This is a genomic window from Rhodospirillaceae bacterium (genome assembly GCA_040219235.1).
GTDB lineage: Bacteria > Pseudomonadota > Alphaproteobacteria > Rhodospirillales > Rhodospirillaceae > WLXB01.
Genome location: JAVJSV010000008.1, coordinates 94,645 through 111,254, shown reverse-complemented (window position 1 = coordinate 111,254; position 16,610 = coordinate 94,645). Strand labels below are relative to the sequence as shown.

Annotated in this window: 11 protein-coding genes; 5 read left to right on the top strand and 6 right to left on the bottom strand. The window is 53.2% G+C overall.

The window, feature by feature from the left end; all coding sequences use genetic code 11:
• Window positions 1–262: 262 nt before the first annotated feature.
• The 4 genes from RIC29_03660 (at window position 263) to RIC29_03645 (ending at window position 8,482) form a co-directional block, all read left to right on the top strand.
• Complete coding sequence (locus RIC29_03660; GenBank protein ID MEQ8733995.1) at window positions 263–3,601, top strand: transglutaminase family protein; 3,339 nt, start codon at window positions 263–265, stop codon at window positions 3,599–3,601.
• Window positions 3,602–3,628: 27 nt separating this feature from the next.
• Complete coding sequence (locus RIC29_03655; protein ID MEQ8733994.1) at window positions 3,629–6,241, top strand: circularly permuted type 2 ATP-grasp protein; 2,613 nt, start codon at window positions 3,629–3,631, stop codon at window positions 6,239–6,241.
• Complete coding sequence (locus tag RIC29_03650) at window positions 6,238–7,119, top strand: transglutaminase family protein (protein MEQ8733993.1); 882 nt, start codon at window positions 6,238–6,240, stop codon at window positions 7,117–7,119. Before RIC29_03655 ends, RIC29_03650 begins: the two co-directional genes overlap by 4 nt.
• Before the next feature lie 175 nt (window positions 7,120–7,294).
• The gene (locus RIC29_03645; GenBank protein MEQ8733992.1) at window positions 7,295–8,482 is read left to right on the top strand and encodes an FAD-dependent monooxygenase; all 1,188 of its coding nucleotides are present in this window, start codon (window positions 7,295–7,297) and stop codon (window positions 8,480–8,482) included.
• Between the two features lie 71 nt (window positions 8,483–8,553).
• On the opposite strand, the gene RIC29_03640 is transcribed toward RIC29_03645, so the two are convergent.
• From RIC29_03640 to RIC29_03620, 5 genes are all read right to left on the bottom strand, one after another.
• Window positions 8,554–9,021 (bottom strand): hypothetical protein, encoded by a 468-nt coding sequence (locus tag RIC29_03640; GenBank protein MEQ8733991.1) that lies wholly within the window; start codon window positions 9,019–9,021, stop codon window positions 8,554–8,556.
• Between the two features lie 42 nt (window positions 9,022–9,063).
• Window positions 9,064–10,371, bottom strand: coding sequence for a serine hydrolase domain-containing protein (locus tag RIC29_03635; GenBank protein ID MEQ8733990.1), 1,308 nt, complete (start codon window positions 10,369–10,371; stop codon window positions 9,064–9,066).
• Window positions 10,372–10,464: 93 nt separating this feature from the next.
• Window positions 10,465–11,328 (bottom strand): phytanoyl-CoA dioxygenase family protein, encoded by an 864-nt coding sequence (locus RIC29_03630; protein MEQ8733989.1) that lies wholly within the window; start codon window positions 11,326–11,328, stop codon window positions 10,465–10,467.
• Window positions 11,329–11,357: 29 nt separating this feature from the next.
• Window positions 11,358–12,212, bottom strand: coding sequence for a phytanoyl-CoA dioxygenase family protein (locus RIC29_03625; GenBank protein MEQ8733988.1), 855 nt, complete (start codon window positions 12,210–12,212; stop codon window positions 11,358–11,360).
• On the bottom strand, window positions 12,209–13,048 hold the full coding sequence (locus tag RIC29_03620) for a hypothetical protein (GenBank protein ID MEQ8733987.1): 840 nt from the start codon (window positions 13,046–13,048) through the stop codon (window positions 12,209–12,211). Before RIC29_03620 ends, RIC29_03625 begins: the two co-directional genes overlap by 4 nt.
• A gap of 129 nt (window positions 13,049–13,177) precedes the next feature.
• Here RIC29_03620 and RIC29_03615 point away from each other — a divergent pair, with 129 nt between their 5' ends.
• Window positions 13,178–14,128 carry a LysR family transcriptional regulator gene (locus tag RIC29_03615; protein MEQ8733986.1) on the top strand — a complete coding sequence of 317 codons (951 nt, stop codon included), beginning with the start codon at window positions 13,178–13,180 and terminating at the stop codon, window positions 14,126–14,128.
• A gap of 58 nt (window positions 14,129–14,186) precedes the next feature.
• Here RIC29_03615 and RIC29_03610 read toward each other — a convergent pair whose 3' ends face one another.
• Complete coding sequence (locus RIC29_03610; GenBank protein MEQ8733985.1) at window positions 14,187–16,595, bottom strand: TonB-dependent receptor; 2,409 nt, start codon at window positions 16,593–16,595, stop codon at window positions 14,187–14,189.
• Between the last annotated feature and the right edge of the window lie 15 nt (window positions 16,596–16,610).

The window sequence follows — 16,610 nt, the reverse complement described above, 5'->3', positions numbered from 1 at the left end:
GCCTCGTTTCGTTAGAGTGTTAATGTCTTTAACAGATTTAAGCTTTGAACGTCTGTCTTCACCGGATAACTCCATTAAACCAGCAGTTCTGGGCAACTGTTGAGCTGTTCACTACGTTGCCCGTGAAGTGAGCATGTTTCATACCCTTCATACGTGATCTTCAGGAAAACGGTTCTTTATTCTGGCGCGTCAACGCTGCTTACCAAAGCATATTAGTCGAGACCTGTAGCGCTGCACTGCTGGAAGGTGTAGGACTCACCATATGTCCATACATGCCGCTTTAAACCACCAAACCCATTATGTTTATGACCGCCGGGTCGAAATGGGACCGCAAACCATTCGCCTGCGCCCTGCGCCACACAGCCGCACGCCGGTTTTGAGCTATAGCCTCAAAATTGAGCCTGAAGGCTATTTCATTAATTGGCAGCAGGACCCCTTTGGCAACTATCTGGCCCGAATCGTCTATCCCGACCCCGTGACTGCGTTTCATGTGGAAGTTGATCTGGTCGCCGATATGGCGGTTTATGATCCCTTTGATTTTTTCCTTGAGCCAGAGGCGGACACTTATCCGTTCAAATACGAAGACACTCTGCATGACGACCTAGAGCCCTACATGGACCTGGATAAGCCGGGTCCGCTGTTTAAAGAGTGGCTGTCTAATCTGGATATTCCCGACCCGTCTGATGAGAAGAAGACGATCGACTTTATTGTTGGTCTCAATCAGAAACTTCAGTCGAATATTGATTACGTCGTGCGGATGGAGCCAGGTGTTCAAACACCTGATGAAACCCTGGGGACCGGAAAAGGCTCCTGCCGGGATACCGGATGGATGCTGGTACAGGCGTTTCGTCATCTTGGCATTGCCAGCCGGTTTGTCTCTGGTTATCTGATTCAGCTTAAGCCAGACGTCAAATCCATCGACGGTCCGTCGGGGACTGATGTTGATTTTACCGACCTGCACGCGTGGGCTGAGGTGTATTTACCTGGGGCAGGGTGGATTGGTCTTGATCCCACTTCTGGATTGTTGACGGGGGAAGGGCACATTCCGTTGGCCTGTACGCCACGACCCTCCAGCGCTGCGCCGATCAGTGGTGCGGTTGGGGAAGCCAACACCAAGTTTGATTTCGAAATGTCGGTTACGCGTATTCAACAATCCGCACGCGTCACGTTGCCTTATACGGAAGAGCAATGGCAGTCCATCAATGCTCTGGGTCATCAGATTGACGCAGACTTAAAAAAGAACGACGTCCGGCTGACCATTGGCGGTGAACCAACCTTTGTGTCTCTTGAAGATCCGGATGCAGCGGAGTGGAACACGGCGGCTGTCGGACCACGTAAGCGCGAGCTTGGGGCGAAACTGATTAAGCGATTGCGCAAGAAGTTTGCCCCCAACGGTCTGCTGCATTACGGCCAAGGTAAATGGTATCCGGGCGAGCAATTGCCACGCTGGGCCTTTGCGTTGTATTGGCGCGCTGATGGCAAACCCATTTGGTCCAATGAAGCCTTAGTTGCCGATGAAACCGTGGATCATGAGCCGACGGTTGAGGATGCCCAGGCTTTTCTGACAGGCATCTCTAAGCGCCTTGACGTTGAGCCAGAGGCTATCCTTCCGGCGTATGAAGACCCCTGGCATTTCATGGGCCAAGAGCGGAAACTGCCGGAAAACCTGGATCCTAAAACCAATAAGCTCGATGATCCGTTGGCGCGTGATCGCTTGGCCGAAGTTTTTGAACGCGGCTTAGAAACCCCGCGTGGATTCGTGCTGCCCATCCAACGCTGGAACGCCAAGGGCGGCAAGCGCGCCTGGTACAGTGAGAAGTGGTCAACCCGTACAAAGAGTATATTCTTGATCCCTGGGGATTCCCCGGTGGGTTATCGCTTGCCTTTGCCATCGCTGCCGCACATTGAGCCAAGCGAATATCCCTATGTCATTCCGGCGGATCCTTTTGCAGAACGTGATGAATTGGCGGACCCTGATGAGCGCAGCCAGAGATTTCTGCGTAACAAGACTGGGGAAGCCGAGAGACCAGGCGAGCAGCAGGTTCTGACCAGCCAAGTTGGCAAAGCGGGCGGTAATCGTTTCGTGCGCGCCGCCATGACCATCGAGCCGCGCGATGGCCGTCTCACCATCTTTATGCCGCCTGTTGAATCTCTGGATGACTATCTTGATCTGGTTGCGGCGGTGGAAGACTGCTCGGCCGAAATGGATGTGCCGTTTCATTTGGCTGGCTATACGCCGCCAAAAGACCCCCGGTTGAACGAGATCAAGGTAACGCCAGATCCGGGCGTGCTTGAGGTTAACATCCAACCGGCGTCCAGTTGGGATGAGATGGTGGCGATCACCACCACAATTTACGATGAGGCGCGCCAACTGAAGCTCGGCACAGAAAAGTTCATGCTCGATGGCCGCCATACCGGCACGGGCGGCGGCAACCATTTTGTTTTGGGTGGCGCGGAACCGGCGGCCAGTCCGTTCTTGCGGCGGCCTGATCTGCTGCAGAGTTTGGTGACCTATTGGCAACATCATCCGGCGTTGTCGTATCTGTTCTCTGGACTGTTCATCGGGCCAACCAGCCAGGCACCGCGCATTGATGAAGCGCGCAATGACTCTCTGTATGAAATGGAACTGGCGTTTACCCAAGTCCCCCGGCCAGGTACCGATAAACCTATTGCGCCATGGCTCGTGGACCGCATTTTTCGTAATTTGCTGATTGATGTCAGTGGGAATACGCATCGCTCAGAGATTTGCATTGATAAACTGTATTCGCCTGACGGCCCGACGGGTCGCCTTGGCCTGGTTGAATTTCGTGCCTTTGAAATGCCGCCTCATGAACGTATGAGCCTGGCGCAACAACTTCTACTGCTCGGCCTTGTCTCGCGCTTCTGGTCGAAACCCTATGAGGGCAAGCTGGTGCGCTGGGGCACCCAACTCGCCGATAAGTTTATGTTGCCTTATTACGTCTGGCAGGACTTCAAAGACGTAATTGAAGATATGGAATTGGCCGGCTACCCGTTTGATCTGGCCTGGTTTGAAGCGCACTTTGAATTCCGATTCCCGCGTTATGGATCTATCCAACACGAAGGTATTGAATTGGAAGTGCGCCAAGCGCTGGAACCCTGGCATGTGATGGGCGAAGAAGGCGCCGTCGGCGGCACCGTGCGTTATGTGGACTCCTCGGTCGAACGCCTCCAAGTGAAACTGAACGGTGCAACGGACTCTCGTTATGTTGTGGGCTGCAATGGCAAACGTGTCCCGCTCGCACCGACCGGAAAGAACGGCGAGAGCGTCGGCGGGATTCGTTTCCGGGCCTGGCACCCGTCCTCTAGTCTACATCCGACTATTGGCGTCGATGCACCGCTGACCATTGATCTCTATGACACCTGGACGGGGCGCGCCGTTGCCGGTTGTACCTATCATGTGGCGCATCCTGGCGGACGTAACTTTGAGCACTTCCCGGTGAACTCCTACGAGGCTGAAAGCCGGCGTCTCTCGCGCTTTGAACAGCACGGTCATTCGCCTGGCCCCTCGGCACCGCCTGAAGATATTTCTAGGCCAGAATTTCCCTGCACTTTGGACCTAAGATGGTCTAAAGCGGTATAATAGGCTCATAACTTTGCAGATTTTATCATGTCGTCTAGGTCAATGAACGAACTCCAAACCCCTACCAATGGTGACGGACAGTTTCCCGAAAGCCGGGACATTCTCAACGCGTATTCAACGGCATCCACTGTCTATGATGAATTGCGTGCACCCGATGGTAAAGTGCGTCCGCATTGGCAGTCATTGGTCAAGCAAGTTCAGGGGTATGCCGTCCAAGACCGTATTGCGGTTCATGATATTGCTGCGCGCAAGCTGGCTGAGAATGGGGTCACGTTTGTCAGCCAAGACAGCACAGATGGCAGTCATGCACCGTGGCGCTTGGATTTGCTGCCGCTCCTGATTTCGCAAGAGGAATGGAACTTCCTTGAGCGTGGCTTAGAGCAGCGGGCAAATCTTCTGAACAGCATATTGAAAGATGTTTACGGCGAACAAAAGCTGTTGCTAAACGGCCAAGTCCCACCGGCACTGATGTTTGGCAATCCACAGTTTCTCAGACCTTGCCAAGGTCTGCCAGTCCCAGAAGATTCTTATTTAGACCTGATCGCTTTCGATCTGGCGCGTTCGCCCGATGGCAAGTGGTGGGTATTGAATGATCGCACGCAAGCCCCAACCGGTTTAGGGTTTGCGCTCGAAAACAGGTTGATCACATCTCACAGCATGCCGGAAATTTTCGGCTCTCATCATGTCCGGCGTTTGGCCTCATTCTTTGAGAGTTATAACGACAATCTTTTGCGACTAACCCGGAAAGACCAGCCTGTGATTGGTGTGTTGTCATCGGGCCCGACAATGGAAACCTATTTTGAGCACGCCTATTTGGCGCGCTACCTCGGATATTCGGTGGTTGAAGGTGGAGATCTGACCGTTCGCGATGACCGTGTGTATTTGAAAACGGTTGAGGGTCTTAAGCAGGTCGATCTTCTGCTGCGCAGAATTGACTCCGAGTATTGTGATCCTATTGAGTTGCGCACGGACTCTTCGACCGGTGTTCCGAGTCTGGTGAAGGCCGCGCGTTCAGGCAACGTCATCATCAGTAATTCTCTCGGCAGTGGCGTTCTGGAAAATGATGGCCTGAACAGTTTCATGCCGGCCTTGTGCAGACACATTCTAGGAGAAGATGAACTGCTGCCTGATGTGGCGACCTGGTGGTGCGGGCAACCCAAAGAACGGAACTATGTGCTGGATCGTTTAGATCAACTGGTAATCCGCAGTGCGTTTAAACCGACCTCAATTTTGAATCCGTCAGAGAATAGCTATTTTGGTCCTGCGATGTCGTCCAAAGAGAAAGACGACCTGCGTCAGAATATTATGAAGTACGGGCATAATTATGTGGGGCAGGAAGTTGTATCTTTGTCTACAGCTCCAGCTTGGACTGACGCGCACACCATTAAGCCGGCACCTTTGACCTTGCGTGTTTTTGCGGCTCGGACTGAGGATGGGTATAAACTGATGCCCGGGGGATTGGCGCGTGTCTCGGATACGACGCACGACACTGCGCCAGCCATGCACCGCGGGGACTATAGCAAGGACACCTGGATCATTAGCGATAGTCCGGTCGATACGTTCAGTCTTCTTGATAAACAGCGCGCCGAAATCTCAGTCCAACGCAGTGGTAAGGATTTGCCAAGTCGAACAGCCGATAATCTGTTTTGGCTGGGCCGATACAGCGAGCGCGCCGAAGGGGCCGTAAGGCTTTACAGAAGCCTACTCAACCGCATGGCTGGTAATTTCGGAATGGCGGAAGAGCCAGATGTTCACCGCTTGCTGATAAATCTGTTGGTTAGTCAAAAGCATCTTTCTAAGGAGCGCGCGAAAAAAGCGTTGGCTGCCGGTGTCGAAAACATCGAGAAAGAGCTTTGGAAAATTTTATTTGATGCGGCCTCACCGGATGGTCTGTCTTTGATCCTCTCGAACGTCCAACGTACAGCTGAGATGGTTCGTGAGCGACTTTCCCTTGATACGTGGCGCATTATCAAGCGTTTAAGTGCACTGGCTCTGCGTCCCACGTTCCGGCGCGGACAAGAGCTTTCTGATGCGCTTACTATGCTGGATGACATGGTCCAACAGTTGTCTGCGTTTAACGGCATGGTGATGGAAAACATGACCCGCGGGTATGGCTGGCGTTTCTTGGATATGGGACGTCGGGCAGAGCGTGCCTACCGGGGTGTTGGCCTCTTGTCTCACTTAGCGGTTTCCGGTAATCCGGCCCACTCTGATTGGCTAGATATTCTTCTTGATCTCGCTGATAGCACGATGACCTATCGGACCAGATACAAAGACACGCCGATGACGCCACTTGTGCTTGATCTTCTGTTATCAGATGACAGCAACCCGAGGTCTGCGATCTATCAGTTTGCGGCTTTGGCGGATCATATTGATGCGTTGCCGGACCCAAGCGAAACACAGGGCCTCACTTCCACGCAGAAACTCACGGTCGGTTTGCGTACACCTCTGATGCTCGCTGACGTTGATGAACTGAGTATGATTAATGCCAAAACGGGTAAAAGAGACGCTCTAGAGGCGCTTCTGACTCAGTTGCATGATGGACTTGAAGCGCTGTCCGATTCCGTTGGCCGGATGTATTTTATTCATGCAGAAACGCAGCATTTGTCTGGGCCAAGGTGGTCCGAGGCTGGGCTGTGAAGTACAAAATTCATCACCGTACGGTCTACAAGTACACTCAGACGGTCTCCATCTCTCATCATCTCCTGCATATGACGCCGCGCAGTCATGGCCGGCAAGTATGTAGCAGGGCCTTTGTGCAGGTTACACCGCTCCCAGCCGTGCGCTCGGAAACCTTAGATTATTTTCAAAACACGGTGACCTACGCCACCATTCAAGAACCCCACAGCACATTGGAAATTGAGGCGTTGTCAGAGGTCGAGGTTAAAGCCCCTCCACCGCTACAATTGGCGGTCACGCCACCGTGGGAAGATGTGAACGCCCTATTTCAAAGCATCTCTGATCAAGCCACGCTTGATGCCTATCAGTTTGCGTTTGCCTCGCCTTATGTAACTGGTATTGACGGTGCGCGTGAGCTTGCAGAGGCCTCATTCACGCCAGGACGCCCGATTCTTGAGGCAGCAATGGACCTGACCACGCGCATTTACAGCGATTTCAAATACGAGGGCGGGGTCACAGATGTCTCGACGCCTGTTGCAGAAGTTATCGCAGAGCGACGCGGGGTGTGTCAGGATTTTGCCCATGTTCAGTTGGCCTGTTTGCGCAGTCTTGGTCTGCCTGCACGATATGTGAGTGGTTACCTCCTAACACACCCTCCAGCGGGACAGACCAAGATGGTCGGTGCGGATGAGTCTCATGCCTGGATTGCCGTGTGGTGTCCTGGTTTAGGTTGGGTTGATTTTGACGCGACAAACAATCTCATACCGAGGGATGAACACATCACCCTCGGGTGGGGACGGGACTATGGTGATGTCAGCCCGATCAATGGGTTCATGATCGGCGGCGGTCAGCACACAGTTAAAGTCTCGGTTGATGTGCAACCTTTGCCAGCGACTTAGCACGCTGCAAAATTGACCACGCAATGGTCCAAAAACAGCACCGTTGTTTCTAATGATCTCCTCTCCTGAGACACTCCCCAATAATAGAATTGATATGCATTTGGGTGCGCCAGCTATAACAAAAACTGCCGCACAATAAACTGCACGATCAATCACCGTGTGTAGTGAGAGTGTTGTGAAAGATTTGAAAGTTATTTTGGTTGGTGCAGGCATCGGTGGATTAACCGCAGCCATAGCTTTGCAACGGGCTGGTTTCAAAGTGTCTGTGCATGAACAAGCCGAAGAGTTAGGTGAGGTTGGTGCCGGGTTGACCCTCGCGAAAAATGCGAATAAGGCGATGCGGTCTTTGGGCCTTGCGGACAAATTGATTGAGATCGGGTTTCGCCCTGAAAGTGGCGGCGGCAAGGATTTGATGACCGGCGAGATCCACACCAATTCCTCTGCGCCGGGTGACGTGCGTCAGGCAAAAGGGGAAACCGACCCTGATCCAGATGCTCGCTTTCGTATGTTCCACCGGGCAGATATTCACGGCCTTTTGGCTGATACCGTGAGGGCGCATGATCCAGATGCCATTCATCTCGGCCATTGCTTCAAGTCTCTCAAGCAAGATGAGTCCGGTGTAGAGGTTACCTTTACAAACGGCGATACCGTGAAGGGCGATTTGGCCATCGGGTGTGATGGCAACCGCTCGGCCGTGCGTCAGTCTTTGTTTGGTGACGATAAAGTTGAGTTTCTCGGTTACGTCGCCTGGCGTGGTTTGATTCCTATAGAGTCTTTACCCCCGGGGACCATTAACACCGATACATCCGTATTCAACGGCAAACACCGCAGCGTCGTTCGCTATAAAATACGGGGCGGTAAAACCGTCAACTTCGCCGCCTACGCTCAAAAGAAAGATTGGGTTGACGAGGGATGGTCCGTGCCCGCCCGTAAGGATGAATTGCTGGCAGAATTTGCGGATACCTGTGAAGAAGTTCAGCAAATGATTAAGCATATCCCAGCGGAAACCTGCTTCCGATGGGGCATGTTTGGCCGTGAGCCGATGAAGCAATGGACAGTTGGGCGTGTTTCCCTGCTTGGTGATGCGGCCCATCCTATGTTGCCTTTTTTGGGGCAGGGCGCTGGCATGTCCATTGAAGATGGCGTGGTGCTAGCGCGGTGTCTCGAAGCATCCGATAGCATCGAAGAAAGTTTACAGCGTTACGAGGATGCGCGCCGTGAGCGTACCACCCTCGTGACGATTGGCGCTCGATATAACGGGCTTAGAATGCACGGTACCATCGAAAAAGCATTGGAGGAGCGGGCCAAGGAATATGACCCGATCACCATCCACGATTATAATCCAGCGACCGTTCCGATCTAACAGTCCGATCTAACAGTCCGATTTAATTTCTCGGCTAAGATCAGAGGCCGTGCGGGATTTACGGTCGAGCTTTATTGAACCTGGCGGGCCATCGCGCCCATCAGTTTCCAATCATTGTCTGTATCTTTCACCCAGACATGAATGGTGTGATAGCGCTGATCCACTTCTGTGCCATCGGGTAGCATGGTGCGGTGGGTGTTATAGTAAATCACGCCGGTATCCCCATGCATGGCGAAATCATCATAAAACAGCTCAAGCTTTTCTTGGTTTGGAAATTTGAACAAACCGCTTTCTTGATTTTCTTTGAGTTGAGAAATTGGCGACGGTTTTGGCGTTCCTGGGGGCCAGCCCACGTAATTCGGCGAGGAATTGGCGATATAGTAATCAAGGCCCGTTTTTGAGCGCGCTTCATAGATCGCTTTTTCTTTAGCCCACACAATATCACGGGCTTCTTCATATTCTTTGGCTGATTGTGCGTTTGCCATAGCCATTGGTTCCAGTGTCATGAAAGCAAAAGCGAGTACTGCAAGGCGGATCATGCTCGGTCTCCTTTTAATCTTATTACGTATGAATTTGATGATTTAGGACTGTGGTTGGGGTGGTGTTTCACCTGGGGCACGGATAATGCCGCGCATGATGGTATTGGGAACAAAGGTGTTGTCCCAACGATTATCGCGGGGCGGAGCATTGCCAACACGTAGGATCACCAGATCTTCAGACGGGATGATGTACACCACTTGGTTGGCGTTGCCATCATATAGATAAAGATCAGCCGCCAAATAGCGTTCCGCATGGGTGGTCACTTGCATGTTGGCGATGTCGGGGTTTGCGGCCCCACGGGTTTCAACATACTCACCCGCCACGTAAAGGCCCATTCCGGCCCATAGGTTTTGCGGTGTTGCGATACGGGTCTCGGCCACATAGCCTTCGGGCAGAAGTTGTACGCCATCCCAGACCCCGTCAAAATAACTCAGCATGCCGAGACGGAAGAAGGTGCGTGCGGGGAGCATGATGCAGCAGCCTGAATGCGCTGTGCCGCCTGGGCGGTTCAGCCAGACTTCGCCCCCCTTAGCCCCGATGGGTTTGAGGATTTGTTCAGACACCCATTCGCCATACCTTACACCGGTGGCGCGCTCTATGAGCGGGGCGACCATTTCCGATGTGGCGTTGGAATAATCGTAACGCTCGCCCGGTTTGTGAGTCAGCGGGTATTCATTGATGATCACATCATCGTGGTAGGGGTGCAGGTAGGCTCTATTGAGAATACTTTCTGGCCCACGCTCCATGCCCTGGCGCAAGAACCCGGTCCGCATGTCTAACAAGTGCCGGATCAGCATGGACTCCCGGTCCGTACCTTTCCACTCGGTAATGAAATCACTCACGGGTTGGTCCAAGGATTCGATGTAGCCTTCCTTAATGGCGCGACCGACCGCGATCACCGTAACCGGCTTTGCTAGCGACCGTCCGACGATCAAGGTGTCGGCCTCCGCACCATTAAAATAAGCTTCCCGCTCCAGCTTGCCTTTGCGCCACACGATGAAGGCTTGGGAGTTACGCTCAGCGGCGTAGGCTTCTGTTATGTCCAGAGCTTCTTTGGAGATAGTGCTGGGTTTGCTTTGATCTGTTGCGGGCAACGGCGTGTACTCTTCAGCACCAGGAATCACTTCCAGCGGGTCATATTGCAAACCGCCATTGGCACCACCGGAGCCACCAAACATGGCCTCAAGGCGCGACAGGTAAAGGTCGTAGGCTTCGGGCGGATACATGGAGTCTACATCGATCGGAGACTTGCTCGCTTGAGCGGCAACCTCAATAGAACCGAGGCCATATCCGACAAAGGCCACGGCTGAAATACTGGCGGCAAGGGCGAACCGGTAAACCTGTTTCATGAGCGCTCTCCAAGGCAGAAGGTAAAAGAGGTGAGCAACACTATAACCCACATCCATGATCAGATAAGCCCAAGCCTACTGTCTTCAAGGCGGCTATGCGGTGCCAACATGTGTATTTCGCCGCCAGATGACCGGAATAATGCTCTCCGGCAGGGGTTCCCCTTCTTTGATGTCCGGATGCTCCTGGAAAGGGGACCGCTTTGCTGTCGGGTTATATTCATACCGGATATCACTGCCGATCCAGCGCAGGGAAAACCCAACCCGCCGTCCGTCTTGTCCAGCAGTGCGCGGCAGGGATGCGTGTATGGTTTTGGGATGTATGATCAACATATCACCGGCCTTGGCCTCCCAAACACGAATGTCCGCATCCGGTGCCTTTACCCGCTCTAACAGTTCATCCCAGGGATGGAAGTTGGGCGGAGCCTCCGCGCCTTCCAAGGCCCACGAACTCACATAGCGGTGAGGGTCCTTATTAGACCCGGCCAAAGTTTGCAAAGGCGCATTGGTCATGTCCACATCGGTCAGGGCAATCCACATGGACGGGCTGTGATGTCCGCGCAGGGGAAATAGGCACTCGTCATTATGCCAGGGCGTCGCGGTTGCTCCGTCCTTACCTTCTTTGATGAAGGTGCCATCGGTCCAGGGCTGCATGGAGTTTGAGCCAATCACGTCGGCGACGATATGGGCGCAGTCTGACTCTTCAACCAATGTGCGCATCTCTGGCAGCCGGCAGTAGAAATTCACCATACGAACGTAGCCATCATGGTCTTCAAACTGAATGTCCGGCTGTCCTTCTAACGGGCCGAACTCATTGGTACCGTCTCGTTTGCTCGTCAGGGCATCGTCAAGCACTTTGGTCATATCGTTGACCCACTTTTGCGGCATGGCCCCCGGAACCTGGCCAACGCCAATATCGTTGTAGGTGTCAATGATGGCTTGAGTCACTTTCGGGTGCATATTTTTTCTCTCTCAGTACGCTTAATGTATTAGGCCGTGCGGGGCCACAGAACAGGAATAATGTCATCGGGCGGTGGCGCGTTGAAGGTCATGGCAGGGTGGGTGTTTAACCGCTCGGTCATCGGCTCGGTCAGCGGATCTGGCTTCCAAATCACGTCATCGCCTAGCCAACGGGTGCTGTAGGCCAAACGCGGCGATCCGGTTTTTGCCGATCTTGGTTTTGATCCATGAATGGTCGTGGGGTGCATGAATAGGCAGTCGCCTTTCTTCATCGTCCAGGTTTGTATTTCTGCGTCTGGTGCTTCCGCCTGCGCCATCAACTGGTCCCAAGGTTTATACCCAGGCGGCGGTGTTTGATCTGCGGGGAAGAAAGTAGAGTAGTAGCGACCATCTTCTTGATGGCTCCCGCGTACAGTCGTCAGCGGACCATTATCTTCATCCACATCGGTTAATGCGATCCAGAGGATCGTCATTTGCCTGCCCCAGAACGGCCAGGTGCAGGTGTCATTGTGCCAGGGTGTGCCTTCTGAGGCGGCATTCTCTTCCTTAAGAAATGTCGCATCGACCCAAAACCGCACCCGTTCGCTTTGCATAACGGCTGCTGCCATTTCCGCAGCGGGCGAGTTCTTAAGCCAGTCAGAGAAGCCGGTGTGATAGGGCACGATGTTCAGTGCCATTGCACCACCGCCAAAATTCTCAACAATTTTCATCGGATTTTGAAAGACGCACGTCGCGTCGTCCGGCGCAATGCGCCCTGCGCGCTGCCCATCAATCACTGCCATTACAGTTTCACTCAGCGGTTCCACCCAATCCTTAAACGCACCTGGAATGAGAACGGTACCATCACGTTCATAGGTCGCGATGTGATCTTTGGTGACGGTCATTGTGATGCCTCTAGAAAAGTCGCAATTGCATCTGCATATTCCCCGCGTCGCGTCGGGCTATGCAACGGGTGGCTGCCAGAAAGTATGATCGCTTGGGTGGCCGAAGCGACCAAAGCGTCGAGGGTAGGTTGTTGCGCTGATCGCAGTGGATCTGTTTCTGCTGTGAGTACGCAACTTGGTACAGTCACTTTACCAAGTTTTTCAACCATATCGAACGGCGTGAAGGTCCCGAAATCTTTGGGAACGCCAGTGGACGTATAATCCATCACGAACCTGTAAATCAGCGATAAAGTTTCTTCCGTGACTTCAAAATTAGGATCAAAAATGGAATAGGCATTGACCGCTTGGTCCCACAGAAACGTCCGGTGCGATCCATCTTTGTGCAAGCCTGGCCCAGATGTTTGCGCAACCTTGACCCCGATCGCTTTGCCCGCGTCTTCGGGAAGTAAATGCGCGCACCCATCCAACAGAAGCGCTGTGACTGTGGCATTGGAGGCGACCGTCAATTCAACGGCAATCGGTGCTGAGAAGTGTGCTCCCAAAACTGCGAAGGTGGTGATACCCGCGTTGTGGAGACCCTCAGCCACGATCTGTGCATGCTTTTCAAACTGCCAGATTTCACCAGGCTTCGCAGATCGGCCGAACCCCATGAGGTCGATGCCGATGGCCCTAAAGCCACGCTCGGCCAGGCGCGGAAGTTCATGTTCGTACATTCGCGCGGACAATGGTGTCCAATGCATCAATACCACCGCAGGTCCGTGACCTGCCGAGGTCAGATGAAGTTGGCCTTCGGACGTATCAACATACCTGTATGTCGTTGTCGTTGCGGCACCCATGCTTGCGAAATTCCTTAACGGGTCTGCTCAAGACCGTTGCAGTTTGCAATTCTCTCTTCATGCAGGCCAATATAATAAACAATAATATGCATATCTTTTAGGTATGATGGTTACAAAGGTCGTTTAAGTATGGAAATGCAGCAACTGCGCCATTTTGTGGCTGCCGCCCGCCACGGCAATATCGGCCGCGCCGCCCAGGAACTCAATATTACGCAACCTGCGCTCAGCCGGAGCATCAAAAACCTTGAGGCGTTTTTAGGCGTTGAACTGCTCGAGCGCGGTCCGAAAGGCGTTCAGACCACCGTTTTCGGGGCCAGCATGCTGGATCATGCTTTGATTATCCTCAGTGAATCTGAACGGGCTGTATCTGAAGTCCATGCCATTAAGGGCCTGAGTCAGGGGCAGTTTACCATTGGCATTGCGCCCGCATTTTCATCCTTCATCGTCCCCGAGGCCATTGGGCGTCTCAATCGGGAGCGTCCCGGTGTGAATATATCAGTCGCCAGCGCGTTTTATGACGAATTGCTTTCCAATCTTAGGCGTGCAGATTTTGATTTGGTTTTTTCGATGTTTCCCCCTGACAACAGGGACGCTCACCTTGAGTTTGAAGCGCTGTATGTCAGTCGGTCTGGGGTTCATGCTAGAGCTGATCACCCGCTGGCCAAAAAGGCGTCGGTTGCAATGGCGGAGCTTGCCGAATACGGGTGGGTGGTGCCTAATCAACTCGCCGTGAACAGGGTGTTCAGAACGTTTTTCACAGACAACGGCTTGCCGGTGCCGCGCCAGGTTATTCGCACCACCTCGTTGACTTATCTAAAGCAGGCGATGTTGCACAGCCCGCTCCTCTCAATCCTCCCGGAGCACCTGGTGGCGGATGAGGTTGCGGCTGGGGATATTGTTCAAATCAATAATACAGACTGCGCCGTAGAATCTCTTTGCGGCGTTATCACGCGGCAAAATCGCAGCCGCCCGCCTGCGGTGGCGGCGTGCATTGAGTCTTTGCGGGTGGTCTGCAAAGAAAAAATTGCGGCCCAAGGTGGAAAAGGCGACCCGTCTTTGCCTTATGTCACGCTCACGTAAAGAAAAAGCCCGCCACAGATGACCGTGACGGGCTTTAACTCAAGAAATTTTGGCTGGATTACATCGTAAAGCTGGCACGAATACCAACAGTCAGAGGCTGTGGGCGATAGCCGAAGCCAGATGGCGCGAACCCGTTGAAGAAGTCAACGTAGAGGTTGCCATCGATTACAGTGTCATCGTCCAGCAGATTTTCCGCATAGAGCGCGGCCCGGATTTGGTCGTTGTTTGCACCGATCTGTGCGTCGACACGCCAGTAAGATGGTTGTGTCGCCACGTTGGCCGTGGAGAGGAACCGCTTCGAAGTGTGACGTGCGCTGGCATCAATGAACCAGTCCCAAGTGTCCGTCAGCTGTGCCGTATAGTTGGCGTTCAAGTTCAACTGATGTGTGGGCAAATCTGCTGGTTTGTTTCCATCTTTAACCAACAAACAGGCTGGTGGTGTGCTTGGGATTAATTCTGCACAACCGGATTCCCCAATGCGCGATCCGCTGGTGGAGATTACCCTGAAGGTATCGAACTCAGCATTGGTGTACACGTAAGACCCGGTCAAGGTCAGGTTCTCAGTGGCTTTCCAGTTGGCATCAAATTCCAAGCCCCAGATCGTTGACTTGCCAGCGTTCTCAATCACCGGCTGAAGAAGCCCGGACGTTGCGTTCAGGACTTGAGAAGAGACCTGTTGATCCGAATAGTCCTGATAGAAGGCTGCCGTGTTAAAGGCGAGCGAGCCATCCAGAAGGAGTGTTTTTGCACCAACTTCATAAGACCATAGCGTTTCGCGATCGTAAGGAATGTCGAGGGCGAAAATAGCACCCGATTGGAATCCGGACGGTTTCACGCCTTTGCCAACGGAGGCATAGATATTCAACTCATCCGAGGGGCGGTAGCTCAATGCAAAGCGAGGAATTGTGTAGGTTTCTTTGATCCGTTCGAAATCTGTACCGCTGACAAATCCGAAAGAAGACAGAATGGGCGGAGCTGCCCCACCAAGCGATATGACACCGAAGAAGAAATCAAACTGTGGTTCGAAGTCCAAAGAGTAATCGATGGTTTCTTCGGTGTAACGCACTTCAGCCGAGCCAAACAGCGTATCGGTAAAGGCATACTCCGCCCAGGCGAAAGCAGACTTATGATAGGTATCACGGGCGACGCCACGACCTTCACCATCCCGTGCCAAGTAAAACGCTTCGACATCGGAATCCAAGATTGGACCCAAAGCCAGCCCGGTATCATTACTGCCGAACTGGTCAACTTCTTCTTCCCAGTACAGAGCACCGGCCAACCATTGCAAGTCACCTTCACCCTGCGAGAAGACACGAAGTTCCTGGCTAAACTGATGAGTGTCGTTAATCCGTTCCGTTTCTTGGAAGGCCCCTGTTACAACGCCGTTTACGGAACCAGACACGAAGTCATTATCTTGGAAGATGTTATCGTTGGCATCGACCCAACCCGTCAGGGAGGTGATGCCGACGCTGTCCAAATCCCAGTCCGCGATGAGGGTCGCGCGGAAGTTCTCAACGTCGATCCCTTTGTAGTCCTTGCCGGTGCGGGGGTCGATGTCGAAACGGATGGGGCTGTCGATCAAAGGACCGGTAAAAATCCGTGTTGTCGTTGTGCCGAGTACGGTCTGAGAATTTGCGTCAAGGGCAACGTCTGTATTTCCGTTGATCACAAAGGCAGCTTGCGGATCATAGCTTTCGTCGGAGTATTCCATCCGGCCATAGACCGACAGATTTTCCGTCACTTGGGCCTGGAAGGCACCAGAAACACCAACACCGTCGCCACCGCCCACATAGTCGTCTGAGACCGTATTTTTGTACGACCCGCGCTCATCAAAATAGTAGGCGTTAAAGCGCACACCGAACTTATCTTCAACAATAGGGGCCCCGCCAGAGGCTTTGACTTCAAAGCCGGACTCTGAATGGGCGTCAAAGGTTCCTCTGGCGTCAGCCTCGGTTAAACTTGGGCGCTTGGTGATGTAGTTCACTGCCCCACCAAAAGCAGACCGTCCGTAAAGGGCTGCTTGTGGGCCTTTAACGACTTCGATGCGTTCTACGTCAACCAAACGCAAGCGGGCGAGAGAACCGCCACCGGCAACTTGCAGGTTTTCCGATGTGATATCGATATCATCAATCAACAGGCCAACACTGGTACGGCCTTGTTCTGCTTGCAGGCCACGGATCGCAGGGCGGTAATCGTTCTGCGAGACCGAGCGGTCGAACGTTAGGCCGGGCACGATTTTAGCAATGTCTTCCAAGTTCGACAGGCCGTAGTTGTCCAATTGCTCGGCCGATATAGCGACGATGGATACGGGAATGTCGAGAAGGTTTTCTTCACGCTTACGGGTGGTGACGATAATCTCTTCCAGCGCGATGCCTTGAGCATGGGCTGGGGCGGGGTTAAATGACAGCGGAAGTGCTGCGGCCATTGCGGCGGATAACAGCAGGCTCCCTTTTAGTGTTCTACTCATCGTTCTCTCCTACTT

Bases quoted from the DNA above. Each gene is read 5' to 3' on its own strand.
- RIC29_03660 (MEQ8733995.1), top strand. From the start codon at position 263: ATGTCCATACATGCCGCTTTAAACCACCAAACCCATTATGTTTATGAC.
- RIC29_03655 (MEQ8733994.1), top strand. From the start codon at position 3,629: ATGTCGTCTAGGTCAATGAACGAACTCCAAACCCCTACCAATGGTGAC.
- RIC29_03640 (MEQ8733991.1), bottom strand. From the start codon at position 9,021: ATGATCCGCCTTGCAGTACTCGCTTTTGCTTTCATGACACTGGAACCA.
- RIC29_03635 (MEQ8733990.1), bottom strand. From the start codon at position 10,371: ATGAAACAGGTTTACCGGTTCGCCCTTGCCGCCAGTATTTCAGCCGTG.
- RIC29_03630 (MEQ8733989.1), bottom strand. From the start codon at position 11,328: ATGCACCCGAAAGTGACTCAAGCCATCATTGACACCTACAACGATATT.
- RIC29_03625 (MEQ8733988.1), bottom strand. From the start codon at position 12,212: ATGACCGTCACCAAAGATCACATCGCGACCTATGAACGTGATGGTACC.
- RIC29_03620 (MEQ8733987.1), bottom strand. From the start codon at position 13,048: ATGGGTGCCGCAACGACAACGACATACAGGTATGTTGATACGTCCGAA.
- RIC29_03615 (MEQ8733986.1), top strand. From the start codon at position 13,178: ATGGAAATGCAGCAACTGCGCCATTTTGTGGCTGCCGCCCGCCACGGC.
- RIC29_03610 (MEQ8733985.1), bottom strand. From the start codon at position 16,595: ATGAGTAGAACACTAAAAGGGAGCCTGCTGTTATCCGCCGCAATGGCC.